The following is a 25,256-nucleotide window of genomic DNA, read 5'->3' on the forward strand; positions in this document are numbered from 1 at the left end:
GCATGGTCTCGATCAACTTGCGCAACGTCTGTCTCGACTATCCGCTTTACGGCGCTTACGATCATTCGCTGAAGCGGCGGCTGCTCGGCCATCTCATCCGCGAGCCCAGCGAGATGCGGATCATCCGCGCCGTCGACGATGTCACGATCGAAGCCGAAGCAGGCGCCCGCATCGGGCTTGCCGGTCCCAACGGCTCCGGCAAATCCACGCTGCTGCGGCTGATCGCCGGCGTCTATCCGCCGAGCAGCGGCAGCGTCGATATCCGCGGCAACGTGATGCCCCTGCTCGGCCTGAATGCCGGCGTCAACGTCGACTTCGTCGCCGAGGACAATATCGCGCTGCTGCTGCGGATCAGCGGCCGCAAGCCGACCCGCAGCGTGATCGACGAGATCTGGGCCTTCACCGAGCTCGAGACGCGCATGCAGCGGCTGCCGTTACGGATGTTCTCCTCAGGCATGCTGATGCGCGTGCTGTTCGCGACCGCCACCGCCTTCCCGGCCGACATCCTGCTGCTCGACGAATGGCTGAGCGTGGTCGACGAGCACTTTGCCGAGAAGGCGCAGGAACGCCTTCTGAACCTCGTGTCGCAGGCGGCGATCGTGATCATCGCCTCGCACGACCAGCCGCTGCTGCGCCGCACCTGCTCCAGCATCATCAACCTCGATCACGGCCGCATCGCCTCGACCGTGACGGTCGAGCCGCCGGCCACGCACGCCTTCGAGCTCCGCGAGAAACGCGCATGAAACAGAACATCCTCTTCGTGTCCGAGTCGCTCGGACAACCCAATCACAAGCGCGGCATCTTCCACTTCACCCGGGAGCTGGCCCGTTCGCTCGCCTCGGAGGGCCACGAGCTCACGCTGCTGGTCGAGACCTCCAAGCGCCACCGCAAGCTGTGCCGGCGTGAGCGACGCACCAAGCTGTTTCCGGCGCAGTCGCGCAACATCGAGCTGCTCGCTCTTTATCGCTTCCTCGACGAAGTCAATGTGAGCGGGCCGGTGACGCTCAGCGGCACGCGCCGCAAGTTCGACTGGCTCCGCCAGCGGGCCGGCCTGTTGCTGTCGCGGGACAACTTGCTCTGCCTGCTGCGCGCGATCGGCCTGCGTGGCCTGCACGCGCGGCTGATCGAGAACCGCACCGCCGCGCTCGAATATATTCCGCCGGATCTGAGCCACCTCGAACTGTTCCGCGACTTCCAGCTCGAGCCCGGATTCTTCAACTATCAGGACTCCTCGGCCTTCTTCCTGCTGCCGCCGCCGCGGATCGATGCGCGCGACTACGACGTCATCGTCGTGGACACCCCGACTCGCGTCGCGATCAGGCGCAGGCCGGACGCCAAGGTGATCTGCGTCGTCCACGATCTGTTGCCGCTCACCGACCTCAAGCTCAGCGACATCGCCACGCGGCAGTTCCTGGCGCGAATTCGCACCAGCCTGCGCCAGGCCGACGAGCTCGCCTTCGTTTCAAACTACAGCATGATGCGGTTCAGGGAACTGTTGCCGCAATTTGCGCACCTGCCGGCGCGGGTCGTGTATCCCCGCACCCGGTTCGACGCCCCGGATGTCCTGCACCTCCCAGCCCCGTCGGGGCGTCCGGGGCGGCCGAACTTCGTCATCATCGTGTCGAACGAGCCGCGCAAGAACGTCGCCACCGTCATTCGCGCCTTCCGCAACATCCCCCAGGCCGATCTCGTGGTGATCGGCTATGCCGGCCAGATCAGCCGGATGCGCGATCTTCCGAACAACGTCCGTTTCGCCGGCTATGTCGACGAGCATGAAAAGGCCGCGCTGATCGCGGAGGCACACGGCGTGATCATGCCGAGCCTTGCCGAAGGCTTCGGCATCCCGATCATCGAAGCGCTCGCGGCCAGCACGCCGGTGCTGTGCTCCGACATCGCGGTGTTCCGCGAGGTCGCGGGCGAGCTCGCCGACTATTTCGACCCGTTCTCGACCGAGGCGATCGCCGCCTCCGTCACGCGCGTGCTGACGCGGCAGGAGGAGTGCCGCGGCAGGATCCGCGCAAGGCGCCACGAGCTTGCAAAGCGCTTCGGCTACGAGACCCAGGCCCGCGACTTCCTCGGCCATGAGCTGACGAGGGAACGGCTGGTCGCCGCACAGTAGGCGCCGTCCGCATGACCGCCGAATCCGCGCTATGGTCTGGCCCGGCCGGTCCGCAGATCCGGCGCAGCCGATGGCAGGCGCTGGGCCGTTCAGCAGCGCTGGGCCGGGCCGCGGACGTGCTCGTCGTCCTGATCGCAGCGTCGCTGCCATGGTCGACCACGGCGCCTTCAATCTTCGTCGGGTTCTGGCTGCTGGCTGTCACTCCGACCATCGACTGGCGCGACTATGCGCGCGAGTTCGCACGGCCTGCCTTTGCGCTGCCCTTTGCCTTCCTGCTGCTCGCGCTTGTGGGCATGCCGTGGTCGGACGGCGCCTGGCCGGACCGGCTGCACGCGGTCAAGCCGGTCGCAAAGCTCGTGCTCATTCCGCCGCTGATCTACCATTTCGGCCGGTCGGAACGCGGCCTCCAGGTCTGTCTCGCCTTTCTCGGCTCCTGCGCGCTGCTTGCGGTCTACTCCTGGATCGTGCTGCTCGATCCCGCCTGGAAGATCACCGCGACGGCGTCATCAGGCGTCCCGGTCAAGAACTACATCGATCAGAGCCAGGAATTCACGCTTTGCGCCTTCGCTCTCGCGCTGCCGGCGATGACGTTCTGGCGCGGCGGACGCGCGGTCGCGACCGCCGCTTGCATCGCCTTGATCCTGCTGTTCGCCACCAACATGGTGTTCGTCGCCGCGGCCCGCACCGCCCTGCTCTGCATCGCGGTGCTGCTCGGCCTGTTCGCGTGGAAACACCTCAGCCGGCGCGCGGCGCTGATCCTGCTCGCGGGCACGATCGCCGCGAGCAGCCTCGCCTGGACGACGTCGCCCTATCTGCGCCAGCGCGTCACCGACATTGCCGTCGAATACCGCCACGGCCACGAGGACATCAGCCACGCATCGACCGCACAGCGGCTGACCTATTGGCGTAAGGCGCTTCACGCCTTCACGGAGGCGCCTCTGATCGGCCACGGTACCGGCTCGATCAAGCGCCAGTTCGAGCACGCCGCCACGGACGGCAGCAGCCTCGATGCGGAGGTCGTCAGCAATCCGCACAACCAGACCCTGAACGTCGCGATGCAATGGGGCGTGCTCGGCATCGTCCTGCTCTACGCGATGTGGCTCGCGCACCTCCGCCTGTTCCTCGGCGAGGGTCTTGCGGCCTGGATCGGGCTCGTCGCCGTCGTGCAGAACATCGCGAGCTCACTTCTGAACTCGCATCTGTTCGATTTCCACGAGGGCTGGATGTATGTGCTCGGCGTCGGCGTCGCGGGCGGCATGGCGCTGAAGGCCAAAGCCTGCAGCCGACCGTGACTACTGGCTGCGCTCGTGGCCGACCTCGCCGGTGATGACCTCGCCGAACAGCTCCCAGGCCTGCCCGTTGAAGCGCATCAGCTGCATCTGCTCGATCGGGAAATAATCATCCGGCGAGGTGTTGACCATGATCCCCGGCAGCATCAGGTCGGTATGAAACTCCTTCAGGTTCGCGGCCTGCTTCATGACGTTCTCGCGCGTGAGATTGTCGCCGCACTGCTTGAGGACCTGCGCCATCGCCTCGGCCTGCACATAGCCATAGACGTTGTTGGCATTGGCCTTGTCGCCATCAGGGTAATACTTGTCCATGAATTCGCGCCATTTCACCACGGCCGGATCCTTGTCCCAGGTCGGATCGGTCGGATCCTTCAGATAGACCGTCGAGATGATGTCCTTGGAATATTCGAGCCCGGCGGGCTTGAGCACCGAGGCAACCGAGGTCGCGGTGTTGGCCAGAAAGAATTTTGGCTTCCAGCCGAGCTCGCCCACTTTCCGGATCGCCTGTGCCGAACCTTTCGGCGCCGCCCATGAGAAGAAGATGTCGGCGCCGGAATCGTGCAGGGCCACGATCTGCGAGTCGATCGAAGGATCGCTGACCTCGTAGGATTTGTCGGCGATGATCATATTGGCCTTGTCGCCAAGCCCGTCCTTCAGGCCCTTGAACTGGTCCTTGCCAGCGTCGTCGTTCTGCCAGAACACGGCGATCTTGCTGTTCGGAAAATGATCGCGGATGTATTTTGCGTAGATCCGGCCCTCGCTCTGGTAGTTGGGCTGGAAGCCCATGGTCCAGGGGAAGTTCTTGGGATCGCCGAACTTGGTGCCGCCCGAGGCGACGAACAGCTGCGGCACTTTCTTCGCATTCATGTATTTCATGATCGCGGAGTTCGAGGGCGTGCCGAGCGGCTGGAAGATCAGGAGCACCTCGTCGCTCTCGACCAGCTTGCGCGCCTGCTCGATCGCCTTCGGCGGCGAATAGGCATCGTCATAGCTGATGAAATTGATCTTGCGGCCGTTGATGCCGCCCTGGTCGTTGATCATCTTGAAGAACGCGGCCTCGGTCTTGCCGATCACGCCATAGGACGACGCCGGCCCGCTATAGGGCATGATGTTGCCGATCTTGATTTCGGCGTCGCTAGCGCCGGGGTCGTATTTCTTCTGCGCCGAGGCCGGCGTCGCGGCGAGCACGCCGGCGACAAGCATGGCGAGGGCAGCAAGGTTTTCGCGACGACCCGGCATCGTTCTCTCCCTGTTTTGTAGTCTTGTTTTGTGGAGAGTGTCGCAAGGAGACTCGTCGCTGGCAAGCTCGACGATTTTCCGCGAGATGAAACGGCGACCCGGAACTTACGTGACGCGCCGCAGCAGATTCACAACGCGTCCGTCGATCACCAGCAACGCGCTGCTGATGACGAGCGCGCCCGCGATCTCCCGCGCAGAGATCGGCTCGCCCAGTAGCAGCCATCCCAGCAGGATGGCCGTGACGGGAATGAGCAGCGTCACCAGCATCACATTGGTCGCGCCCGAGCGCCGGATGATCTGAAAGAAGACGATGTAGGCGAGCGCCGTCGACAGCGCGGCAAGCCCGAGCACCGCGAGCCAGGTCGCAAGACCCGGCATCGGCAGATGCCACGGCTGTTCCATCGCGCCGGCGACGATGGCCATCATCACCGTTGACGCCATCAGCTGAAACGTCGCGGTGCCAAGTGGAGCGGAGTCCTTCAGCAGCCGCCGCGCCGCCAGCGCCTCAAGGCCATAGCTGAATGCGCCGCCGAGGCAAAGCAGGATTCCGAGGCCCTGCCCCGACCTCGTCTCGATGCCCCATCCGCGCAGGATGACCACGCCGACGACGCCCAGCGCCACGCCGGCCACACGCCGTATCTGCAGAGCCTCTTCGCCGGCCGCCGCCATCACCATTACCGTGAACAGCGGCGTCGTGGCATTCAGGATCGAGGCCAGCCCGCTCGGAACGAAGGTCTGACCGATCACGATCAGCGAGAACGGGATGACGTTGTTGAGCAGTCCGATTGCGACGAACGGCTTCCAGCCTGCCATATCCTTGGGAAGACTGATGCCCTGCATCCGGAGCAACGGCAAGAGCATGGCCGCCCCGAGCGCAACGCGCAGGAGCACAAGCGTCAGCGGCGGCAACTCCCGCAACGCCGCGCCATTGAAAAAGAACGAGCCGCCCCAGAGGATCGAGAGCACCGCAAGCAGCGACCAGTCTCGCGCATCAATCCGGTTGTCGTTCGGGGGCATGCGTCTCGCCTCAGCGGCCAAACCTGTCGCCTAGGACGGCTCAGCCAACTTTCCCACCCGATTTCCGACAATGTCATGAGGACCGTCGTGTCTGGGCATCGCCGGCGATGTCGGCGACCACCGCGCCGATCACCAACGCCCCGCCAACGAGCGCATGAACGGCGGGCACTTCGCGGAAGGCAACCCAGATCCAGAACGGCATCAGCGGCGTCTCCAGCGTCGCGATCAACGAGGCTTGGCCTGACGGCAAGAGGCGCGAGCCGAGCATGTAGAAGGTCAGGCCGAGCGCGACCTGGAGGCATCCGAACATCGCGAGGATCGCAAGGCCGTTGCCGCCGACATGGGCGATGTCGTGGGCGAACGGCAGGCTGACGAGGCTTCCCAGGAAGTTCGAAAGCGCAGCCGCTGCCACCATCGACGTCTCGCGGTGGCGCCGGACCACCACCGTCATGGCGGAGATGGCGAGCACCATCAGGCAGCTCAAGGCAAGACCGCCGAGGTCGGCGCCGGCCTGCACGCCGCCGACCGTGACGACGACGCCGGCAAAGGCGATCAGGCTCGCAATTAGCGTGCGCCACGTCGCGGCTTCGCCGAGCCACAGCCACGCCAGCGCCGCGGCAACAAAGGGCTGGGTTGCGATCAGCACCGCGACATTCATCACCTTGGTCATCTGAAGCGCGGGGATGAACGAGACCATGCCGATGGTGGACAAGGAGGCGACGAGCAAACCTCCCCTTCCCGGCACCACCAATTGCCGCAGGGCCGCACGGCCCTGCATCACGACGAGAAACACGCTGATCAGACTGCCCGCGAACACGCCGCGCCAGAACAGGATGGTCCAGGGATCGAACGGCAGCAGGCGGGTGAAGAACGGCGCCGTGCTCCAGGCAACCGCAGCGGCGATGACGAGGGCAATGCCGAGACCGCGATCCGATCGAGGCTGCCCCATGTCGAATTCCGGTTAAGACGGCTTCTTCGGCCGCGATACGAGTTCGATCATCCTGCCTTCATCGTCATCCGGCATCGCGGCCTTGGCCTGCGCGTAGGACTCGACCGCGGCGCGCGACACCAGCGGCTTGTCGGCGAGCAGGCTTTCCGCGAGCCTCACGGCGTAAGCAGCATCCTTGTGCCGCAGCGCTGCGGTGAACGTCGCGCCGGAAAAATCGCGGGCGACCATGCGCTTGGAGTGGCGCTGCACCTGCGGACTTGCGGCAACGCCCGCCTGGATCGAGGCCAGCACGAGGTTCATGTCGAGCCCGGCCTGCTCGGCAATCGCGAGGCCCTCGGCGAGCCCGGCGATCTGGATCGCGCCCATCAGATTGTTGATGAGCTTGTAGACGGTGCCGGAGCCGACCGCGCCGAAATGCCGGATGGTCGAGCCGATCGGTTCGAGAAACGGCCGCGCGCGTTCCAGATCGGCGGCATTGGCGCCGACCAGCAGCGTCAGCTTTCCGGCCGCTGCTGCATCCGGCAAGCCCGTCACGGGGCAATCGATATAGATCAGCCCGCGCGCGTTGAGCTCACGGCCCATCTCGCGGGCATGGTCATAGGAGACGGTGGAGCATTCGATCGCGATGGTGCCTGATTTCGCCGTCTTGGCCGCGCCGTCCGATCCGAGCCAGACTGCGCGCGAGGCCTCGTCGTCGGCGACCATGGTCACGACTGCGTCGGCATCGATCGCGGCATCCTCCGGCGAGGTCGCCCACAGCGCGCCGCGCGCGATCAGGTCTTCGGCTTTTGCCTTGCTGCGATTCCAAAGCGTCACCGTGAAGCCGGCATCGAGATAGCGGCCGGCCATGCCATGGCCCATCCGACCAAGCCCGATGAAGGCGACCCGCGTCATCGCTAATCCACGTCCTCGATGTCGCCGCTCGTGGTGCCGAAGGCACGCTGTGCCAGCGTGGCGGCCATGAACTCGTCGAGATCGCCGCCGAGCACGCCTGATGTGTCGGAGGTCTGCACGCCCGTGCGCAGGTCCTTCACCATCTGGTAGGGCTGCAGCACGTAGGAGCGGATCTGGTGACCCCAGCCGATATCGGTCTTGGCGGCCTGGTCGGCGGCGGCCTTCTCCTCGCGCTTCTTCAGCTCGATCTCGTAGAGGCGCGCGCGCAGCATGTCCCACGCCTGCGCGCGGTTCTTGTGCTGGGAGCGGCCGGCCTGGCAGACCACCGCGACGCCGGTCGGAATATGCGTCAGCCGCACCGCGGATTCGGTCTTGTTGACGTGCTGGCCGCCGGCGCCGCCGGAGCGCATGGTGTCGACGCGGACGTCGGATTCCTTGATGTCGATCTTGATACTGTCGTCGATGACGGGAAACACCTGCACGCTCGAAAACGAGGTGTGTCGCCGCGCGTTGGAATCGAACGGCGAGATGCGCACGAGGCGATGCACGCCGGCCTCCGTCTTCAGCCAGCCATAGGCGTTGTGGCCGGAGACCTGAATGGTCGCGGACTTGATGCCGGCCTCTTCGCCCTCGGATTCCTCTAACACCTCGACCTTGAAGCCGTGGGTGTCGGCCCAGCGCGTGTACATGCGCAGCAGCATCTGCGCCCAGTCCTGGCTCTCGGTGCCGCCGGCGCCGGCATGGACCTCGAGATAGGAATCGAACCGATCGGCCTCGCCCGAGAGCAGCGCCTCGAGCTCGCGCCGCGCGACTTCCTTCTTCAGGTTCTTCAGCGCAGCTTCGGCCTCGGCCACGACGCCGTCATCGCCCTCAGCCTCGCCGAGCTCGATCATGCCGATATCGTCTTCGAGCTCCTGCTCGACCTTGCCGATGCCGGAGAGCGCGTCCTCAAGCGAGGTTCGCTCCTGCATCAGCTTCTGGGCTTTCTGGGGATCGTTCCAGAGGTTGGGATCTTCTGCGAGCTTGTTCAGCTCAGCGAGGCGCGCCGTCGATTTCTCGACGTCAAAGATGCCTCCTCAGCAGCCCGACTGACTGCTTGATCTCTTCTACCAACCGTTCGATTTCGGCGCGCATGTCGTTCTCTGGTCTCGCGGAATCCCGCGTGGGCGCATGATCCGGGAAAGTGTGAAGCGGTTTCCCGAAAGATCATGCGCAAACAAGAAATAAAGCGCGATGACTCATCGCGCAGATGGGGATGTAGCGGCGGCGGCTGCAAAGCGCAACCGCCGCTGCGACAGATGTCTGTCCTGTCCTGCGCCTTAGTACAGCCCGCCGGTACCCGGCCGCATGAAGAAGCCGGAATCCGGCTGCTGCTGCTGCGAGGCCGGCACGCCGCCGCGCCCGTCAGCGTCAGCAACGCCGATGACCGAATAATTGTCCGGCGGCGCCGTGCCCGGCTTGAACGCCTCCAGAATGGTTCCGCCGGTCTCGCCGGGGCCGGCGCGCATGCCGGTCTTGGCGACGACGCGGACGAGCTTGATGCCGGCCGGCACCTTGAACGGAACGGCAGGCTTGTCGGCGAGCGCGAGCTTGAGGAAATCGCGCGCGATGGGGGCTGCCAGATGGCCGCCGGTCGCGGCGTTGCCCTTACCGAGCGCACGCGGCTTGTCGTAGCCCATGTAGATGGCGACGGCGACATCGGGCGAGAAGCCGACGAACCAGGCGTCCTTGGCCTCGTTGGTGGTGCCGGTCTTGCCGGCGATCGGCTTGCCGACCTCCTTGACCACGGTCGCGGTGCCGGCCTGCACCACGCCTTCCATCAGCTCGGTGATCTGATAGGCGGTCATGGAGTCCAGCACCTGCTCGCGGCGGTCGATCAGCTGCGGTTCGGGCTGGTTCTTCCAGCCGCCCGGCGCGTCACAGCCGCGGCATTCGCGCTGGTCGTGCTTGAAGATGGTGTGGCCGTAGCGATCCTGGATACGGTCGATCAAAGTCGGCTTCACGCGGCGGCCGCCGTTGGCGAGCATCGAATAGGCGGTGACCATGCGCATCGCCGTGGTCTCGCCGGCGCCGAGCGCGTAGGACAGATAGTTCGGCAGCTCGTCATAGACGCCGAAGCGTCGGGCATATTCGCCGATCAGGGGCATGCCGATGTCCTGCGCGAGGCGCACCGTCACGGTGTTGAGTGACTGCCGCAGCGCGTTGCGCAGCGTCACCGGTCCCTGGAACTTGCCCGAGGAGAAGTTTTCCGGCCGCCACACGCCGGCGCCCTGGCCCTGGTCGATTTCGATGGGCGCGTCGAGGACGACGGTCGAGGGCGTGTAGCCGTTGTCGAGCGCGGCCGAATAGACGATCGGCTTGAACGACGAACCCGGCTGCCGGTAGGCCTGCGTGGCCCGGTTGAACTGGCTCTGGTCGAACGAGAAGCCGCCGACCATCGCGAGCACGCGGCCGGTCCAGGGATCCATCACCACCATCGCGCCGGAGACCTCGGGGATCTGGCGCAAACGATATTGGCCTTCGACCGGCTGTCCTTCCTTGCTGTAGAGGGGGTCGGCGTAAATCACATCGCCGGGCGCCAGCACTTGCGCCACGGACGTCGGGGTCTTGCCCTTGGCATTGCCCTGGGCCGCCCTCGCCCAGCGTATGCCGTCGAGTGTGACGAGGCCGGTCTCGCGCTGCTTGCTGACGGCGCCGCCGAGCTCTCGGCTCGGCTGGAAGCCGATGCGCGCCGACTGGTCGCTGGTCTCCAGCACCACCGCCATGCGCCACGGCGAGATGTCCGACAGCGACTTGATCTCGGCGAGCTTCACGCCCCAATCGCCGGAGATATCGAGCTTGCTCATGGCGCCGCGATAGCCCTGCTGCTCGTCATAGTTCACGAGGCCCGAGACCATGGTCTTGCGCGCCATGACCTGGATCTTGGGATCGAGCGTGGTGCGGACAGAGAGACCGCCTTCATACAGCTTCTTCTCGCCGTAACGCTCGAAGATGTCGCGGCGGACTTCCTCGGCGAAATATTCGCCGGCGAAGGTGTGGGCGCCGTTGGAGCGGTTGGTGACGGCGAGCGGCTCCTTGCGTGCCTTGTCGGCGTCGGCCTGCTTGATCCAGCCGTTCTCCAAGAGACGGTCGATGACGTAGTTGCGGCGCTCGACGGCGCGGTCGCGGTTACGGACCGGATGCAGCGTCGCCGGCATCTTCGGCAGCGCGGCGAGGTAGGAGGCTTCCGCCACGGTCAGCTCGTTCACCGACTTGTCGAAATAGACCAGCGAAGCAGCCGCGATGCCGTAAGCGCCGAGACCGAGATAGATCTCGTTCAGATACAGCTCGAGGATCTTGTCCTTCGAGTAGGTCTTCTCGATGCGCATCGCCAGCAAGGCTTCCTTGATCTTGCGGGCAAAGGAGACCTCGTTGGTCAGCAGGAAGTTCTTGGCGACCTGCTGGGTGATCGTGGACGCACCCTGCGGCCGGCGGTTGGAGCCGTAGTTCTGCAGATAGAGCAGTCCGGCGCGCGCCATGCCGGTGTAGTCGATGCCGCCATGCTCGTAGAAATTCTTGTCCTCGGCCGCGAGGAAGGCGTTGATCACGAGCTTCGGCACCGCCTGGATCGGCAGATACAGCCGCCGCTCCTTGGCGTATTCGCCGAGCAGCGAACCGTCGACCGCGTGCACGCGGGTCATCACCGGCGGCTCGTAATCCTGGAGCTGAGAGTAGTCGGGCAAGTCCTTGGAGAAATGCCAGATCAGGCCTGCCACGGCGCCGACGCCGACAAGGAACACCACCGTTCCCGCGGCGAACAGGAAGCCCATGAACCGCACAAGCAAGCGCATTATGTGTTTATCCGTTCAAACTCTGGATCAGCCCAGTATCAGCCCCTTGGCACCCAAAACTGGTGCCAACCTCACGTCGCGAATTCACCGGCCTACGCAATCACATCAAGACCAGGCCTAGAGACGCTTGCCGAGCGGGATTCTCTCCGATTCCGGAACCCCCTGCGGCATTTTTATAAAGCGTCCGCTGTGGCCAAACTAGGGCCTTTGCGGCGGGACGAAAAAACCCTTTCAATTCGAAGGACCTGCCGTGGCCAGTCGCTTGGCCAGGAACCCGTCAATGGCCTGTGCCATCGAGCCCACGGCCTTGGACCGCCAGCCCTCCGATACCAGGTGCCCGAGGTCGCCTTTGTTCGAGACGTAGCCGATCTCGACCAGGACCGACGGGACGTCGGGTGCCTTCAGGACCCGGAAGCCGGCCGATTTCAGGGGATGCTTGTGCATCCGCACGCTCGCCTTCATTTCAGCCATCAATAGCCGGGCGAAACGGTTTGAAAACGTACGCGTTTCGCGCTGGGTGAGGTCGATCAGGATGTCGGCGACGTCGGTCGGCTCCTCCGCCAGATTGAACCCCGCGATGGCGTCCGCCCGGTTTTCCGCGTCCGCCAACCGCTGCGCCTCGGCGTCGGAGGCCTTGTCGGACAGCGTGTAGATCGTGGCGCCCTGCGCATCGCCCTCGGCCTTGGGCAGCGCGTCGGCGTGAATCGAGACGAACAAGGCCGCCTTGAGGTTACGGGCGATCTTGGTCCGGTCATTGAGCGGGATGAAGGTGTCGTCGTCCCGCGTCATCACCACCCGGTATTTGCCGGCCTTTTCGAGCCTGTCGCGGAGGGCCAGGCCGAAGGCCAGCACCAGATTCTTCTCGCTCTCGCCGCTCGACTGGGTGCCGTTGTCGATGCCGCCATGGCCCGGATCGATCACGACCACCGGGCGGCCATCAGCCTTCTGCTGCGCCGCTTCCGGCGCCGGCGCGGCCGGAACCGTGGCCGGCGGCGCATCGGCGATCGCGGGCCGCAGCTCCGGGCGGTTCTCCGGAGGAATCGTCGGCACGAACGCGGTGCGATCGACTTCCTCCAGCTCGAGCACGAGCCGCGCCGGCTGGCCATTGGCCGCCTCCAGCACGTAGGAATTGGCGATCTTGGCGGGTCCCGTCAGGTCGAACACGATTCGCGAGCCGCCGGGCATGACGAGGCCGTAACGGAACGCCTTGACCAGCCCCCGCCCCCCAATTCCGGTGCCGGCGGGCAGCTGAAAATTGAGCTGGGGCACGTCGACCACCACCCGATAGGGGTCGGCCAGGGTCACGGTGCGGAAGGTGACGGTCTGGTCGAGGTCGAGGACGAAGCGGGTCTGCTTGGCATCGCCGGCGAGGCGCGCGGCCGAGGCGATTGGAAAATTCGCCGCTGATACAGCGGCTTGCGGCTGGCTTTCCGCCGCGCTCAGGCGCCAGGAATCAGCGCCCGCCAATAGTGCAGTGCACAGCAGCGCGCCACCCAGTAAAACCCTTTGATTTGTGCGGCTCGCCACCGATTCCGTGCCTCCGAGCAGCCCTTTTAACGCAATAGAACCACAGGGTTAATCGATCCCTAATGACAGAAATGCGAAACTCGCCGACTGTGACCGCCGTGCGACGCTCCCTTGCACGGTTGGCCCATTCCACGTATGTACGGAATGCTGACGGCCGATATTTCCGGTTGTGTCGCATTCAGCCTCCCGGTGCAGCGCCGGAGCTCCCAAGATTTGGGAATTCCAGCGTTTTCCGTTCCCCTCTAAGGCCAGCGCGGTGCGCGGCAGCGAGGTGGAGCGGGGCAAAGCCCCGGTGGCGGACGGTCCCTGGTTACCTTAGCGTGTCCGGGACGGTTCTGACAGCGGCGTGACCATTTACCCGGTCCCTTAATCCCAAGGGAGCGGTTCGTAATCCCCAAGGCGAGCGCGCTCGCGCCATGCCTGGCCAGCAGCAACTGATTGAGGGGCGGCCTCGCCGCCCAATGCTTCATACGGGCCGACGCTTGATGCGCCAGACTGTGCCGACGAATTCTGAAGGACCATTCGCGACGCTGCGGAGTGACAATCCCGCGCGCCGCTTCGGTTCTGAAGCTTCCGGTTCGGCAAGGCGCGAGAGACGGCGTTTCGGCCTTCCCCTCACCCCCGAATCAGGTGGACCGTCGCGTCACCCGGCAGCGCAATTCGCGCCCACGGTCGAGCGCGCCCGCCGCCGCCAAGAGTTAAGACATGCCCAACAAGATGTTGATCGATGCCACTCACCCGGAAGAGACCCGGGTCGTCGTGGTCCGCGGCAATCGCGTCGAAGAGTTTGATTTCGAGACCGCGCAACGCAAGCAACTGCGCGGGAATATCTACCTCGCCAAGGTCACAAGGGTCGAACCCTCGCTCCAGGCCGCCTTCGTCGAATATGGCGGCAACCGCCACGGCTTCCTCGCCTTCAGCGAAATCCATCCCGACTACTATCAGATCCCGGTCGCCGACCGGCAGGCGCTGATCGAGGCCGAGGAGCAGGCCCATCGCGAGGCCGAGGAAGAGAGCGAGAACCGCTCCCACGGCCGCCGCCGCTCGCGCCACCGCAATGCCCGCCGCCGCGGTCAAGGCGAGCGCGTCCGCAGCGACATCGTCGAAGGTCTCGAGGCCGGCGCCGATCCCGCGGCCCAGCCGGTCGAGGGCGAAGCCCTGCACGCCGAGGGCGCATCGCACGAGGGCGAGCACCTGCTCGCCGATGCGGAGCATCACGACGGCCACGAGCATCACGACCACGACCATGGCGATCATGATCACCACGATCATGACCATGAAGCGCATGGCCACGACGACCACCATCATGCCCATGATGACGATCACGCGCACGATCATGACGATCATCATCATGACGACGAGCACGATCATGATCATGCCGCCGAGACGCCCGCGCCTGTCGCAGCGATCGGCGCCGAGCCCGTGGTCGCGACCGAAACCGCTCCCGAGCCGCAGGAAGCCCAGACCTTCGAAGCCCACACCTCCGAAGCACATGCCGAGGCTCTGGCTGAAGCCGTGACGGCCGCCGCCGAGCCGGCTGATGCGGTCTATGCCGCCGGCGATGTCGCCGAGGCGCCCCATGCCGAGGCCGCGGACGCGGCCGGTGAAGACGACGAGGACGAGGACGGCGAGGAAGCCGAAGAGGAAGTCGTCGAATCCGTCGGCGGTGACGACGTGCTGGAGGAAGTGCCGGAGCGCACTTTCCGCCCGCGCCGCCAGTACAAGATCCAGGAAGTCATCAAGCGCCGCCAGGTGATGCTGGTGCAGGTGGTCAAGGAAGAGCGCGGCAACAAGGGTGCGGCGCTCACGACCTATCTCTCGCTCGCCGGCCGCTATGCCGTGCTGATGCCCAACACCGCGCGCGGCGGCGGCATCAGCCGCAAGATCACCAGCGCCCAGGACCGCTCGCGCCTGAAGGAAGTGGTGCAGGATCTCGACGTGCCCGAGGGCATGGGTATCATCCTGCGCACCGCCGGCGCCTCCCGCACCAAGCCGGAGATCAAGCGCGACTTCGAATACCTGATCCGGATGTGGGAGACGGTGCGCGACCTGACGCTGAAGTCGCAGGCCCCGACCCTCGTCTACGAGGAAGGCTCGCTGATCAAGCGCTCGCTGCGCGACCTCTACAACAAGGAGATCGACGAGATTCAGGTCGCCGGCGAATCCGGCTACCGCGAAGCGCGCGACTTCATGAAGATGCTGATGCCCGCCAATGTCAGCGCGGTGAAGCAGTATCGCGACGGCCAGCCGCTGTTCTCGCGCATGGGCGTCGAAAGCCAGCTCGACGCGATGTTCTCGCCGACCGTGCAGCTTCGCTCCGGCGGCTATGTCGTGATCAACCAGACCGAGGCGCTGGTCTCGATCGACGTCAACTCGGGGCGATCGACCCGCGAGCACCATATCGAGGACACCGCGCTCAAGACCAATCTGGAGGCGGCCGAAGAGGTCGCCCGCCAGCTCCGCCTGCGCGACCTCGCCGGCCTGATCGTCATCGACTTCATCGACATGGACGAGAAGCGCAACAACCGTGCGGTCGAGCGCAAGCTGTCCGATTGCCTGAGGCAGGATCGCGCCCGCATCCAGGTCGGCCGCATCTCGCATTTCGGCCTGCTCGAGATGTCGCGCCAGCGCATCCGCGCCAGCGTGTTGGAATCCTCGACCGATCCGTGCCCGCATTGCGGCGGCACCGGCCACGTCCGCTCGGTGTCCTCGGTGGCGCTCCAGCTGCTGCGCGGCCTCGAAGAGATCCTGATGAAGGGCGCGACCCACAATCTCGTGGTCCGCACCCGCACCGACGTCGCGCTCTACGTGCTGAACCACAAGCGCGGCCATCTGCGCGACCTCGAGAACAGCTTCAAGGTCACGCTGTCGGTCATCGCCGACCCCAGCGTCAGCGGCCCGCAGGCCTATCTGATCGACCGCGGCGAGCAGGTGCATACGCTCGAAGCCGCCAAGGCGCTGCTGGCAGCGCAGGCCGCCGCAAGCCCGCCGCCGCTGGCTGAAGAGGCCTATGACGACGAGGAATTCGATCCGGAGCTGGAATCCGAGGTCGAGACCGAGGAGACCGAAGGTCTCGCTGAAGAACAGGCGGCCGGCGAGGCCGGCCCCGAGCAGGACGGCCAGCGCCGCAAGCGCCGCCGTCGCCGGCGCGGCCGCGGTGGCCAGCGCGAAGGCGAGCTGCGCGAGGACAGCCCGACCACCCTTCCCGAGGCGGCGGTGGCTGCCGGCGAAGGCGAGGACGATGCCGAATCCGAGCAGGATGGCGAGGAAGGCGAGGAGCAGGCCGCCCGTGGCGAGCAGCAGGGTAGCGGCGAGCGCCGGCGCCGGCGCGGTCGCCGCGGCGGACGCCGTCGGCGTGGCGGTGGCGAGGATGGTCTCGCCGGCTCCATCGGCGACGAGCTCGCGGCCAATGCGCCGCCGGAAGCGAGCGACGCGGTCGCCGATTTCGACAGCATCGGCAACGAAGCCGCGCCCCCGATCGCGCAGGCCGAGCTCTTCGCCGAGCCGCAAGCTGCTCTGCCTGAGGTGCGTGCTGAGGTGCCGACCGAGGCGCCGGCCCAGCCGGAGCCCGCTCCCAGCGCAGAGGCCGAAGAGCCCGCCGACGACAAGGCCGCGCGACGCCGCTCCACGGTCCGGGAAAAGGTGAGCTTCCTGTCGAGCAGCCCGAGCGAGCCCGCGACACCGGTTGCGCAGGCGAGCGAACCGATTGCTCCGCCCGTGCCGGCCCCCGAGCCCGCACCGGAAGCAGCAAGCGAAATCCCAGCCGCGCCGCGTCGCGCCGGATGGTGGTCACGGCGCTTCGGCGGCGGCGAGTAACAGCAACATCCAGATGAAACCGCCCGGCCAAACCGGGCGGTTTTTGATTTGGCGAGGTCAGTGTCGATGCAAAGTGCGATCGTTCTCGGCGGCGGCATGATTGGAGTCAGCGCCGCGCTGCACCTGCGGCAGCGCGGCTGGGCCGTCACGCTCGTCGACCGCAGGGAGCCGGGCCGCGAGACCAGCTACGGCAATGCCGGGATGATCCAGGCCGAAGCGGTGCGCCCCTATCCGATGCCGCGCGACCTTGCCTCGCTGCTCAAGATCGCGACCGGCCGCACCAATGACGTGCACTACAGCCTGTCCTCGCTTCATCTCCATATCGAGCCCCTGCTCCGCTACTGGTGGCATTCGGCGCCGAAGCGGCATCGCGAGGCGATCGACGCCTGGGCGCGGCTGATCGCCTACGCGACAAGCGAGCACGACATCCTCATTCGCGAGGCGCATGCGGACAATCTGATCCGCCGCGCCGGATACCGGCATCTGCATCGCGACCCAGCCTCGTTCGATCAGGCCGTCAAGGCCGCGGAGGACGACGAGCGGGAGTTTGGCGTGAGGTTTCGCGCGCTCTCCGGGGCCGAGCTCGCCAAGGCCGAGCCGATCTTGCGCGACGATCTCCCCGGCGCAATCCACTGGCTCGACACCTGGACAGTGTCCGATCCCGGCGCGCTGGTCACCGCCTATGCCGAGCTGCTCGAGCGCCTCGGCGGCAGCATTGTGCTCGGGGACGCCCAGAGCCTGCAGCAGACCGCGACCGGCTGGTCGGTCAACACCGACAAGGGACGCATCGACGCCCCCCACGCCGTCGTGACGCTCGGACCATGGTCGCCCGATCTGCTCACCAAATTCGGCTACCGCATTCCGCTGGTGCGCAAGCGCGGCTACCACATGCACTATGCCGGCGGCGCGTCGCTCGATTTGCCTCTCGTCGACAAGGGCAACGGCTACGCGATGGGCCCGATGGCCAAGGGCATCCGCATCACCACCGGCGCGGAGTTGACCGGCATGGATGCGCTCGCAACGCCGGTGCAGCTCGCCAGCGCCGAGGCCTCTGCGCGCGAGCTGATCGATCTCGGCCAGCGCGTCGAGCCGGATCCGTGGTTCGGCACGCGGCCCTGCACGCCCGACATGCTGCCGGTGCTCGGGCAGGCCCCGCGCCATCCCGGCCTCTGGATGAACTTTGGCCACGGCCACCAGGGCTTTACGCTGGGGCCCGCGACCGGGCGCTTGCTCGCCGAGATCATGAGCGGCGAGACGCCGGCGATCGACCCGGCACCGTACCGGCCGGAGCGGTTCTAGCCCTCCGCGTTCGCGGCGAGCACCGCGAGCGCGGCCGAAATCCGCATCAGCGGGTCATCCCATTCGCGGGGGCTGCGCTGCCGAAACAGCCGCATGGTCGGATACCACGGACTGTCCTCGCGATCGCGCAGCCAGCGCCAGTCGAGCGCGTATGGCGTCAGCATCCACACCGGCCGGCCAAGCGCGCCGGCGAGATGCGCAACCGATGTATCGACGGCGATGACGAGATCGAGCGCCGCGACCGCCGCGGCGGTGTCGGCGAAATCGCCGAGCGCAGGTGCAAGGTCGATGACGTCCTTGCCGAGCGCCGCGAGCACCTCGCCGTCCTCGGGGCGCGGCTCCTTTTGCAGGGAGTAGAGCTGAACGCCCTGCATCACGAGACGCGGCAGCACGGCTTCGGCCGGCAGCGAGCGCTGCTTGTCACCCTTGTGCCTGGCATTGCCGGCCCAGACCACGCCGACCTTCAGCGCCGTCACATCCGCGAGCGCCGCGCGCCAGCGCGACAGTCTTGCGGGATCGGGATGCAGATACGGCACGTCGGCCGGAATGGTGCCGAGCGTGGTGCCGAATATCCGCGGCAGGCTCATCAGCGGCAGTTGCAGGTCGAAATGCGGCAGCGCTTCGCCGCGCGCGATCACGGTGACGTCAGGGAGCTGCCGCAGCAACCCGGCGAGCGCAGGCTGAACCTGGAGAATGATTTTGGCGCCCATCGCCGTCACCATCGGCAGATAACGCACGAAATGCAGGGCATCGCCGAGCCCATATTCGGCGAAGAGAAGCAACGTACGGCCGTCCAGCGGCTCCCCCTGCCACTCCGGCTCGCTGAAGGTTGGGTCGCCGTCCGACAGTGTCTTGCATTTGCGCCGCCAGCGATAGGCTTCGAAGCCATTCACGAAATCGCCGTTCATCAGCAGGAAATGCGCATGGTTGTACTGCGCGAGCGGCTGCTCCGGATCGAGCGCGATCGCGCGATGCGAGACCGCGAGCGCCTCGTCGATGTCGCCGGCATTGCGCAGCGCGACCGCGAGATTGGCGTGGCCCTTGGCATAGCCGGGGTCGGCGACGACCGCGCAGCGATGCGCGGCGACCGCATCGCCTGCGCGCTCCTGCTTCTCGAAGATGATGCCGAGATTGGTCCAGGCCGCCGCGTAGTCGGGCTTGAGCAGCAGCGCGTGCTCGCAGGAAGCAATCGCCTCGTCGAGCAGGCCGAGCTCGGAGAGACAGGCGCCGAGATTGCTTGCGATCACATGATCAGACGCGTCGAGCGCAAGGGAGCGCCGGTAGATCTCGGCGGCCTCCACGAGGTGACCGGCCTCGTGCAGCACGAGGCCGAGCAGGCGCAGCGCCGGAGCATTGTCCGGCGCGCAGGCGATGGCGCGGTGGTACGCGGCAATGGCGGCTTCGAGCAATCCTTGCCGGTAGAGCACGGCGCCGAGACTGCACAGCAGACCGGGATCATCCGGATCGGCGTCGAGGGCGCGGCGATAGGCGGCCCCTGCCTCGCTGAGCCTCATCTGATCCGCAAGGAGATTGCCGAGATTGAGCCAGACGCCGTGATAGGAAGGCTCCCGCGCGATGACCGCGCGATAGGCTTCCTCCGCTTCCATCAATCGCCCCTGCTCCGCGAGCACGATGGCGAGATTGAAGCAGGCGCGCGTGAGATGGGCATCGAGCGCCAGCGCGCGGCGATAGGCGGCTTCGGCCTCGCCGAAACGCGAAAGCTCGCCCAGCGCCACGCCGATCTTGTTGTGCAGGCCGGCATCGTCCGGCCGCCGCACCAGCGCACGGCGGAACGCCGCCACCGCGCCCTCCTGCTCGCCCTTCACCGCAAGCGCATCGCCGAGCGTGACGAGCGCCGGCGCATGGTCCGGATCGATGTTGAAGACACGGCCGAGCAGCGCGGCACCGTCGGCCGCGCGATCGGTGACGAACGCAGCCACCGCCGCAAGATGCAGCGCCGGCAAATGATCGGGCGCGATCCTCAGCGCCTCCGCACAGAGCGCCTCAGCGTGATCCGGCCGTCCCGCCGAAAAATGCTCCGCCGCCTGCAACACAATCCGATCGACCGCCTTGCCCACGATGCCACCCGCCCCTTGGAAGCCAGATGCGGGTTAAACGCGCGAGGTCGCAAAATCCGTCAGTCGGCGCGCGCGGTGAGCAGCTTTTTGATCCGTTCGGCGTCCTCGGCCGTCGCCGGGTTGTAGACGATCATGCTGAGATCGGAGCGGCCCTCGACGTTGAAGCTCGAATATTCGAACGACATCATGCCGTGAAGGGGATGTCGCAGCCGCTTGGTGCCGTCGCCGTGGTGGCGCACGTCGTTGTCGCGCCACAACGCCGCGAATTCCGGGCTGGCGTGGCAGAGCTCGTCGACAAAATCGGCGACATGCGAGACCGCGCCCGCGCGCGCGGCATCCGCCCTGAACGCTGCCACCACGAAGCGCGCGACGCTGTCCCAATCATACTGTGCGGCGCGCACGCGCGGATCGCAGAAGATGAAGCGCAGGATGTTGCGCTGGCCCGGCGGGATCGCGCCATAGTCCGTCAGCACGACGCTTGCGGCGCGATTCCAGGCGACGACGTCCCAGGTTGCGGTCCGCACCAAGGCCGGGCTGAATTCGAGCGCGTCGAGCACGTGCTGTAACCGTGGCGAGACGCCTTCGGTGGCCTGGTAACGCACCTCGGGCGGCCGGCCGAGCCCGATCAGGAACAGATGCTCGCGCTCGACATCCGTCAGCATCAAGGCGCGGGCGATGCGGTCGAGCACGTCGGCCGACGGCGCCCCGCCCCGGCCCTGCTCCAGCCAGGTGTACCAGGTCGGGCTGATATTGGCGCGCTGCGCCACTTCCTCGCGGCGCAGCCCGGGCGTGCGCCTGCGGCTGCCGGAAAAGCCGAACGCTGTGGCATCGAGCCGGGTGCGGCGGTCCTTGAGGTAGGCGCCGAGCAGGTTTTCAGCGGTGGCGGTCTCGCTCATCCTGTTAGCTATTATACCCTGATAAGGTCACTACTTTACCCGGATAATCCTAGCGCAGATGGTCGTCTCCACCAACGCCCTCGATCGATCCCTGGAGATACCTCATGCGTGTTTTCGTCACCGGCGCCACCGGCTTTGTCGGCTCCGCCGTCGTTCGTGACCTGATCGCCGCCGGCCACCGTGTCACCGGTCTTGCCCGGACCGATGCAGGCGCGGCCGCCGTCGCCGCGATGGGCGCGGAGGTCCATCGCGGCTCGCTGGAGGACCACGCCTCCTTGCGCAGCGGCGCGGCTGCTTCCGACGGCGTGCTTCACCTCGCCTTCAACCACGACTTCTCGAAATTCACTGAGAATTGCGAACTCGACCGCCGCGCCATCCTCGCGCTCGGCGAGGGGCTGAAGGGCTCGAACCGTCCGCTCATCGTCACCTCGGGCGTGGCGCTGCTCGCGCCCGGACGCCTTGCGACCGAGGACGATGCGGCGGCGCGCCACTTCCCGCGCGTGTCGGAGGCCACCGCCGAAGACCTGATGCAGCAAGGCGTCCGTGCCGGCATCGTGCGGCTGCCGCCCACCACCCATGGCGAAGGCGACCACGGCTTTGTGCCGCGCCTGATCGCGATCGCGCGCGAGAAAGGAGCCGCCGCATACCTCGGCGATGGCAGCAACCGCTGGCCGGCCGCGCACCGCTTCGATGCCGCACGCGTCTACCGCCTCGCGCTGGAGCAAGGCGCATCTAACCGCCGCTATCACGCCATCGCCGAGGAAGGCGTGCCGTTCAAGGCGATTGCAGAGGTGATCGGCAAAAGGCTCGGCGTGCCCGTGGTTGCGAAGACGCCGGATGAAGCGGAGGCCCATTTCGGCTGGTTCGCGCGATTTGCGGCCGTCGACGTTCCGACCTCCAGCGCGAAGACCCGCGCCGCGCTCGGCTGGGAGCCGAAAGAAAAAGGGCTGATCGAGGATCTCGACCAGCCCTATTACTTCAAGGTTTGACAGCGCGGCTCGCGCTGTCAAATCCGCATCAGTCCGTCGTGATGGCCGTTTCCATGTCGGTCGGATCGATCTGCTGGTTCAGCCGCGCGTTGAGCTTGTCGCGGTCGAGCTCGCCCTCCCACCAGGCGACGATCACGCAGGCGACGCCGTTGCCGCACAGATTGGTCAGCGCGCGGCATTCGCTCATGAACTTGTCGATGCCGAGCACGATCGCCATGCCCGGCACGAGGCGCGGATCGACCACGGCCAGCGTCGCCGCCAGCGTGATGAAGCCCGCACCGGTGATGCCGGAGGCACCCTTCGAGGTCAGCATCGCCACCACCAGGATGGTGAGCTGCTGGCCGAAGGAGAGATCGAAGCCGAGCGCCTGCGCGATGAAGAGCGTCGCCAGCGTCATGTAGATGTTGGTGCCGTCGAGGTTGAACGAATAGCCCGTGGGCACCACCAGACCCACCACCGACTTCGAGCAGCCGAGCCGTTCCAGCTTCTCCATCAAGGACGGCAGCGCGCTTTCCGACGACGAGGTGCCGAGCACGATCAAGAGCTCGTCCTTGATATAGGCGAGGAACTTGAAGATCGAGAAGCCCGCCAGCCGCGCGATGATGCCGAGCACCACGAACACGAACAGCGCCGCGGTCAGGTAGAACGTCGCGATCAGGCCGACCAGGTTGAGGATCGCGCCGGTGCCGAACTTGCCGATGGTGTAGGCCATCGCGCCGAACGCGCCGATGGGAGCAGCGCGCATCACGATGGAGATGACGCCGAACACGGCATGCGCGGCATCGTCGATGAAGTTGCGGATGGTGTGGCCGCGCTCCCCCAAGCTCATGATGGCGAAGCCGAACAGCACCGAGAACAGCAGCACCTGGAGGATCTCGCCCTGCGCGAAGGCGCCGACCACGGTGTCGGGAATGATGTGCAGGACAAAGTCGACCGACCTCTGCGCCTCGGCCTGCTTGGCGTAGCTGGCAACCGCCTGCGCATTGGCGGCGGCATTGCCGAAGCCCGCGCCCGGCCTGACGACATTGCCGACGATGAGGCCGATCACCAGCGCGAAGGTCGAGACCACCTCGAAATAGACCAGCGCCTTGACGCCGATGCGGCCGACCTTCTTGGCGTCCTGGATGTGCGCAATGCCGGATACGACGGTGCAGAAGATGATCGGCGCAATCACCATCTTGATCAGCTTGATGAAGCCGTCGCCCATCGCCTTGATCCACTCATTGGTGGCGAGCGACGGCCACAACCAGCCGACGATGGCGCCGAGCACGATGGCGATCAGCACCTGGACGTAGAGAACTCTGTACCACGGCTTTGCTGCGGCTGGCGCTGCCGGCGCCGCCGCTATCGTTGTCGTCGTCATCGTTTCACTCCCCCTCAAAAATCAGAGCCAGCCAAGATCAACTTGGCCGGCCCTGTCAATTGGAACTGCTCGGAATGGTGCGCTTTACCCGCGGCGATCGACGAGCCGGCGTGCCGCCGGCATCAGCGTCGCGCCAAGCGCGTTCTTGACCAGCGAGGCCGCGATGAACGGCGCAAGGCCGACCTGCCAGGCCTTCGCGGCGCCGAGCCCGAGGCCAAAGGCGAGCCAACCGAACCCGGCCGCCAGTATGACGATATGACCGACCGCCATTGCCGCAAACAGCAGCACGACGCTGCGATCCCAGCCGCGCTCGGCGAGCCAGCCGGTGACGAAGGCGGCGCCGACGAAGCCGAACAGATAGCCGGCGGTCGGGCCGACCAGTGGTGCGATCCCACCGACCGGGCCGGCGAACACCGGCAGTCCCATCGCGCCTTCAGCGAGGTAGGCAATCATGGTTGCGCTGCCAAGGCGCCAGCCATAGGTGGCGCCGATCATCAGCACCACCAGCGTCTGCAGGGTCATGGGCACGTAGGGCAGCGGCAGGTTCACCTTGGCTGACAGCGCCATCAAGGCGGTGCCGAGCGCGATCAGCACGACGGCGCGCAGTGCGCCGACGCTTTCGCCCGGCCGGGTCGGCCACATCAAGGCGGCAAGAGGAGAATGCGTGGCGGTGGACGGGACGGAACGGTCAGACAAGTTGAACTCCGGAAGGCTGGCGAAAACTGGCGGCTATTTAAGCCAGTGAGCGATCCGGTCAACTGCCTCGCGCATCTCGTCCGGCGAGCGCGCATAGGAAAAGCGAATGAACGAGCGGCCGTGAACGGGATCGAAATCGAGCCCTGGCGTCGCTGCGACGTTCGCCTGCTCGAGCATTTGCTTCGCAAACTCGAAACTGTCGGAGGTGAAATCCGAGACGTCGGCATAGAGATAAAATGCACCATCGGCCGGCAGGAACTTGCGCAGGCCCGCCTTGGGCAATCCCTCGATCAGGATGCGCCGGTTTTCCTGATAACCGTGCTTGATCTCCTCCATCTCGGCCGCGCCGTCGAAGGCGGCTTCGGCCGCGATCTGCGACAGCGCCGGCACCGAGATCGACAGGTTCTGCTGCAGCCGCTCGATCGGACGCACCAGGATCTCGGGCACGACCATCCAGCCGACGCGCCATCCGGTCATGCAAAAATACTTCGAGAACGAGTTGATCACGAGTGCGTGCTCCGACAGCGCCGCCGCCGTCACCGCCGGAAACGCGTAGTCGAGCCCGTGATAGATCTCGTCGGAGATGAAACGGATGCCGGCGTCTTCCGCCGCCGCGATCAGCCCTGCGAGCGCCTCGCGGGACATCATCGTGCCCGTCGGATTGGCGGGACTGCCGACCAGCACACCCTTCAGCGGCGCCTTGCGATGGGCGGCGAGCAGCGCTTCGCCGGTCAGCGCATGGCGGGTCTCGTCCGTGGTCTCGATCAGCACCGGCTCGCAGCCGAGCGCGGTGAGGATGTGGCGGTATGGCGGATAGCCCGGCACTGTCACCGCGACGCGGTCGCCCGGCTCGAACATTGACAGGAACGCCAGGATGAAGCCGCCGGACGAGCCCGTCGTCACCACGATCCTGTCAGGGCTGACGTCACAGCCATGGGCGTCGCGGTAATGCCGCGCGATGCGCTCGCGCAACGAGGGGATACCGAGCGCCGAGGTATAGTCGATCCGTCCCGCCTCGAGCGCCGCATGGGCGGCCGCGATCGCCGTCTTCGGCGCGCCGGCCGCGGGCTGGCCGACCTCCATGTGGATGACATGACCGCCGGCGGCCTCGATTCGGGCCGCCGCGGCCATCACGTCCATCACCATGAAGGGGGGAACCTCGCTGCGGCGGGAGGGCTCGAGCCACTGCCCCAACCGGTTCCTCAATGTCGCGTCGTGCATCGATTTCTGCTATTCGCTGGCGGGCCGGTCCGTC

18 protein-coding genes are annotated in these 25,256 nt (G+C 66.2%); 6 read left to right on the forward strand and 12 right to left on the reverse strand.

The genetic code is table 11. From position 1 onward, the window contains the following. The first annotated feature begins 2 nt into the window (after window positions 1–2). From BRAGE_RS0116925 to BRAGE_RS0116935, 3 genes are read left to right on the forward strand one after another with little or no spacing between them, the layout of a single operon-like run. Window positions 3–743 (forward strand): ABC transporter ATP-binding protein, encoded by a 741-nt coding sequence (locus tag BRAGE_RS0116925; RefSeq protein ID WP_027557820.1) that lies wholly within the window; start codon window positions 3–5, stop codon window positions 741–743. Then, on the forward strand, window positions 740–2,119 hold the full coding sequence (locus tag BRAGE_RS0116930) for a glycosyltransferase family 4 protein (RefSeq protein ID WP_027557819.1): 1,380 nt from the start codon (window positions 740–742) through the stop codon (window positions 2,117–2,119). The genes BRAGE_RS0116925 and BRAGE_RS0116930 overlap by 4 nt, the downstream gene beginning before the upstream one ends. Before the next feature lie 11 nt (window positions 2,120–2,130). Beyond that, window positions 2,131–3,411, forward strand: coding sequence for an O-antigen ligase family protein (locus BRAGE_RS0116935; protein WP_027557818.1), 1,281 nt, complete (start codon window positions 2,131–2,133; stop codon window positions 3,409–3,411). On the opposite strand, the gene BRAGE_RS0116940 is transcribed toward BRAGE_RS0116935, so the two are convergent. The 7 genes from BRAGE_RS0116940 to BRAGE_RS0116970 form a co-directional block, all read right to left on the reverse strand. Further along, window positions 3,412–4,647 carry an ABC transporter substrate-binding protein gene (locus BRAGE_RS0116940; protein WP_027557817.1) on the reverse strand — a complete coding sequence of 412 codons (1,236 nt, stop codon included), beginning with the start codon at window positions 4,645–4,647 and terminating at the stop codon, window positions 3,412–3,414. Window positions 4,648–4,752: 105 nt separating this feature from the next. Continuing rightward, entirely contained in the window at window positions 4,753–5,664 is a 912-nt protein-coding gene (locus BRAGE_RS0116945; RefSeq protein WP_027557816.1) for a DMT family transporter, read from the reverse strand. A gap of 73 nt (window positions 5,665–5,737) precedes the next feature. Further along, window positions 5,738–6,613 carry a DMT family transporter gene (locus tag BRAGE_RS0116950; RefSeq protein WP_027557815.1) on the reverse strand — a complete coding sequence of 292 codons (876 nt, stop codon included), beginning with the start codon at window positions 6,611–6,613 and terminating at the stop codon, window positions 5,738–5,740. A 12-nt stretch (window positions 6,614–6,625) separates the two neighbouring features. Beyond that, window positions 6,626–7,609, reverse strand: coding sequence for an NAD(P)-dependent oxidoreductase (locus tag BRAGE_RS0116955; protein WP_231164380.1), 984 nt, complete (start codon window positions 7,607–7,609; stop codon window positions 6,626–6,628). Continuing rightward, a protein-coding gene (gene prfB, locus BRAGE_RS0116960) for a peptide chain release factor 2 (protein WP_108914303.1) occupies window positions 7,510–8,641 on the reverse strand; the annotation gives its coding sequence in 2 pieces (ribosomal slippage) (window positions 7,510–8,571 and window positions 8,573–8,641; 1,131 coding nt in all). The genes BRAGE_RS0116955 and prfB overlap by 100 nt, the downstream gene beginning before the upstream one ends. Window positions 8,642–8,826: 185 nt before the next feature. Continuing rightward, window positions 8,827–11,337 (reverse strand): penicillin-binding protein 1A, encoded by a 2,511-nt coding sequence (locus BRAGE_RS0116965; protein WP_027557812.1) that lies wholly within the window; start codon window positions 11,335–11,337, stop codon window positions 8,827–8,829. A gap of 231 nt (window positions 11,338–11,568) precedes the next feature. Continuing rightward, window positions 11,569–12,864 carry an N-acetylmuramoyl-L-alanine amidase gene (locus BRAGE_RS0116970; RefSeq protein ID WP_027557811.1) on the reverse strand — a complete coding sequence of 432 codons (1,296 nt, stop codon included), beginning with the start codon at window positions 12,862–12,864 and terminating at the stop codon, window positions 11,569–11,571. Between the two features lie 705 nt (window positions 12,865–13,569). Between BRAGE_RS0116970 and BRAGE_RS0116975 the strand changes: the two genes are divergently transcribed. Beyond that, window positions 13,570–16,680, forward strand: coding sequence for an Rne/Rng family ribonuclease (locus BRAGE_RS0116975; RefSeq protein ID WP_027557810.1), 3,111 nt, complete (start codon window positions 13,570–13,572; stop codon window positions 16,678–16,680). 66 nt (window positions 16,681–16,746) lie between these two features. Further along, the gene (locus BRAGE_RS0116980; RefSeq protein ID WP_027557809.1) at window positions 16,747–17,979 is read left to right on the forward strand and encodes an NAD(P)/FAD-dependent oxidoreductase; all 1,233 of its coding nucleotides are present in this window, start codon (window positions 16,747–16,749) and stop codon (window positions 17,977–17,979) included. Here BRAGE_RS0116980 and BRAGE_RS0116985 read toward each other — a convergent pair. Beyond that, window positions 17,976–20,060 carry a tetratricopeptide repeat protein gene (locus BRAGE_RS0116985; protein WP_027557808.1) on the reverse strand — a complete coding sequence of 695 codons (2,085 nt, stop codon included), beginning with the start codon at window positions 20,058–20,060 and terminating at the stop codon, window positions 17,976–17,978. The two genes, BRAGE_RS0116980 and BRAGE_RS0116985, sit on opposite strands and share 4 nt — an antisense overlap. Window positions 20,061–20,116: 56 nt before the next feature. Then, window positions 20,117–20,953, reverse strand: coding sequence for a helix-turn-helix transcriptional regulator (locus BRAGE_RS0116990; RefSeq protein WP_027557807.1), 837 nt, complete (start codon window positions 20,951–20,953; stop codon window positions 20,117–20,119). Between the two features lie 104 nt (window positions 20,954–21,057). Here BRAGE_RS0116990 and BRAGE_RS0116995 point away from each other — a divergent pair, with 104 nt between their 5' ends. Continuing rightward, on the forward strand, window positions 21,058–21,942 hold the full coding sequence (locus BRAGE_RS0116995) for an SDR family oxidoreductase (protein ID WP_027557806.1): 885 nt from the start codon (window positions 21,058–21,060) through the stop codon (window positions 21,940–21,942). Window positions 21,943–21,970: 28 nt separating this feature from the next. Here the strand turns inward: BRAGE_RS0116995 and BRAGE_RS0117000 are convergent, their stop codons facing one another. The 3 genes from BRAGE_RS0117000 to BRAGE_RS0117010 all read right to left on the reverse strand — a co-directional run bounded on the left by BRAGE_RS0117000 (window position 21,971) and on the right by BRAGE_RS0117010 (window position 25,222). After that, a complete protein-coding gene (locus BRAGE_RS0117000) occupies window positions 21,971–23,305 on the reverse strand; it encodes a dicarboxylate/amino acid:cation symporter (protein ID WP_027557805.1) in 1,335 nt (444 codons plus the stop codon). Window positions 23,306–23,389: 84 nt separating this feature from the next. Continuing rightward, window positions 23,390–23,947: a biotin transporter BioY gene (locus BRAGE_RS0117005; protein ID WP_027557804.1), complete on the reverse strand. Its 558-nt coding sequence runs from the start codon at window positions 23,945–23,947 to the stop codon at window positions 23,390–23,392. Window positions 23,948–24,034: 87 nt separating this feature from the next. After that, window positions 24,035–25,222 carry a pyridoxal phosphate-dependent aminotransferase gene (locus BRAGE_RS0117010; RefSeq protein ID WP_028146303.1) on the reverse strand — a complete coding sequence of 396 codons (1,188 nt, stop codon included), beginning with the start codon at window positions 25,220–25,222 and terminating at the stop codon, window positions 24,035–24,037. Between the last annotated feature and the right edge of the window lie 34 nt (window positions 25,223–25,256).

The sequence above is a fragment of the Bradyrhizobium genosp. SA-4 str. CB756 genome (assembly GCF_000473125.1).
Lineage (GTDB): Bacteria > Pseudomonadota > Alphaproteobacteria > Rhizobiales > Xanthobacteraceae > Bradyrhizobium > Bradyrhizobium arachidis.

Bases quoted from the DNA above. Each gene is read 5' to 3' on its own strand.
- BRAGE_RS0116925 (WP_027557820.1), top strand. From the start codon at position 3: ATGGTCTCGATCAACTTGCGCAACGTCTGTCTCGACTATCCGCTTTAC.
- BRAGE_RS0116930 (WP_027557819.1), top strand. From the start codon at position 740: ATGAAACAGAACATCCTCTTCGTGTCCGAGTCGCTCGGACAACCCAAT.
- BRAGE_RS0116935 (WP_027557818.1), top strand. From the start codon at position 2,131: ATGACCGCCGAATCCGCGCTATGGTCTGGCCCGGCCGGTCCGCAGATC.
- BRAGE_RS0116940 (WP_027557817.1), bottom strand. From the start codon at position 4,647: ATGCCGGGTCGTCGCGAAAACCTTGCTGCCCTCGCCATGCTTGTCGCC.
- BRAGE_RS0116945 (WP_027557816.1), bottom strand. From the start codon at position 5,664: ATGCCCCCGAACGACAACCGGATTGATGCGCGAGACTGGTCGCTGCTT.
- BRAGE_RS0116950 (WP_027557815.1), bottom strand. From the start codon at position 6,613: ATGGGGCAGCCTCGATCGGATCGCGGTCTCGGCATTGCCCTCGTCATC.
- BRAGE_RS0116965 (WP_027557812.1), bottom strand. From the start codon at position 11,337: ATGCGCTTGCTTGTGCGGTTCATGGGCTTCCTGTTCGCCGCGGGAACG.
- BRAGE_RS0116975 (WP_027557810.1), top strand. From the start codon at position 13,570: ATGCCCAACAAGATGTTGATCGATGCCACTCACCCGGAAGAGACCCGG.
- BRAGE_RS0116980 (WP_027557809.1), top strand. From the start codon at position 16,747: ATGCAAAGTGCGATCGTTCTCGGCGGCGGCATGATTGGAGTCAGCGCC.
- BRAGE_RS0116990 (WP_027557807.1), bottom strand. From the start codon at position 20,953: ATGAGCGAGACCGCCACCGCTGAAAACCTGCTCGGCGCCTACCTCAAG.
- BRAGE_RS0116995 (WP_027557806.1), top strand. From the start codon at position 21,058: ATGCGTGTTTTCGTCACCGGCGCCACCGGCTTTGTCGGCTCCGCCGTC.
- BRAGE_RS0117000 (WP_027557805.1), bottom strand. From the start codon at position 23,305: ATGACGACGACAACGATAGCGGCGGCGCCGGCAGCGCCAGCCGCAGCA.
- BRAGE_RS0117005 (WP_027557804.1), bottom strand. From the start codon at position 23,947: ATGTGGCCGACCCGGCCGGGCGAAAGCGTCGGCGCACTGCGCGCCGTC.
- BRAGE_RS0117010 (WP_028146303.1), bottom strand. From the start codon at position 25,222: ATGCACGACGCGACATTGAGGAACCGGTTGGGGCAGTGGCTCGAGCCC.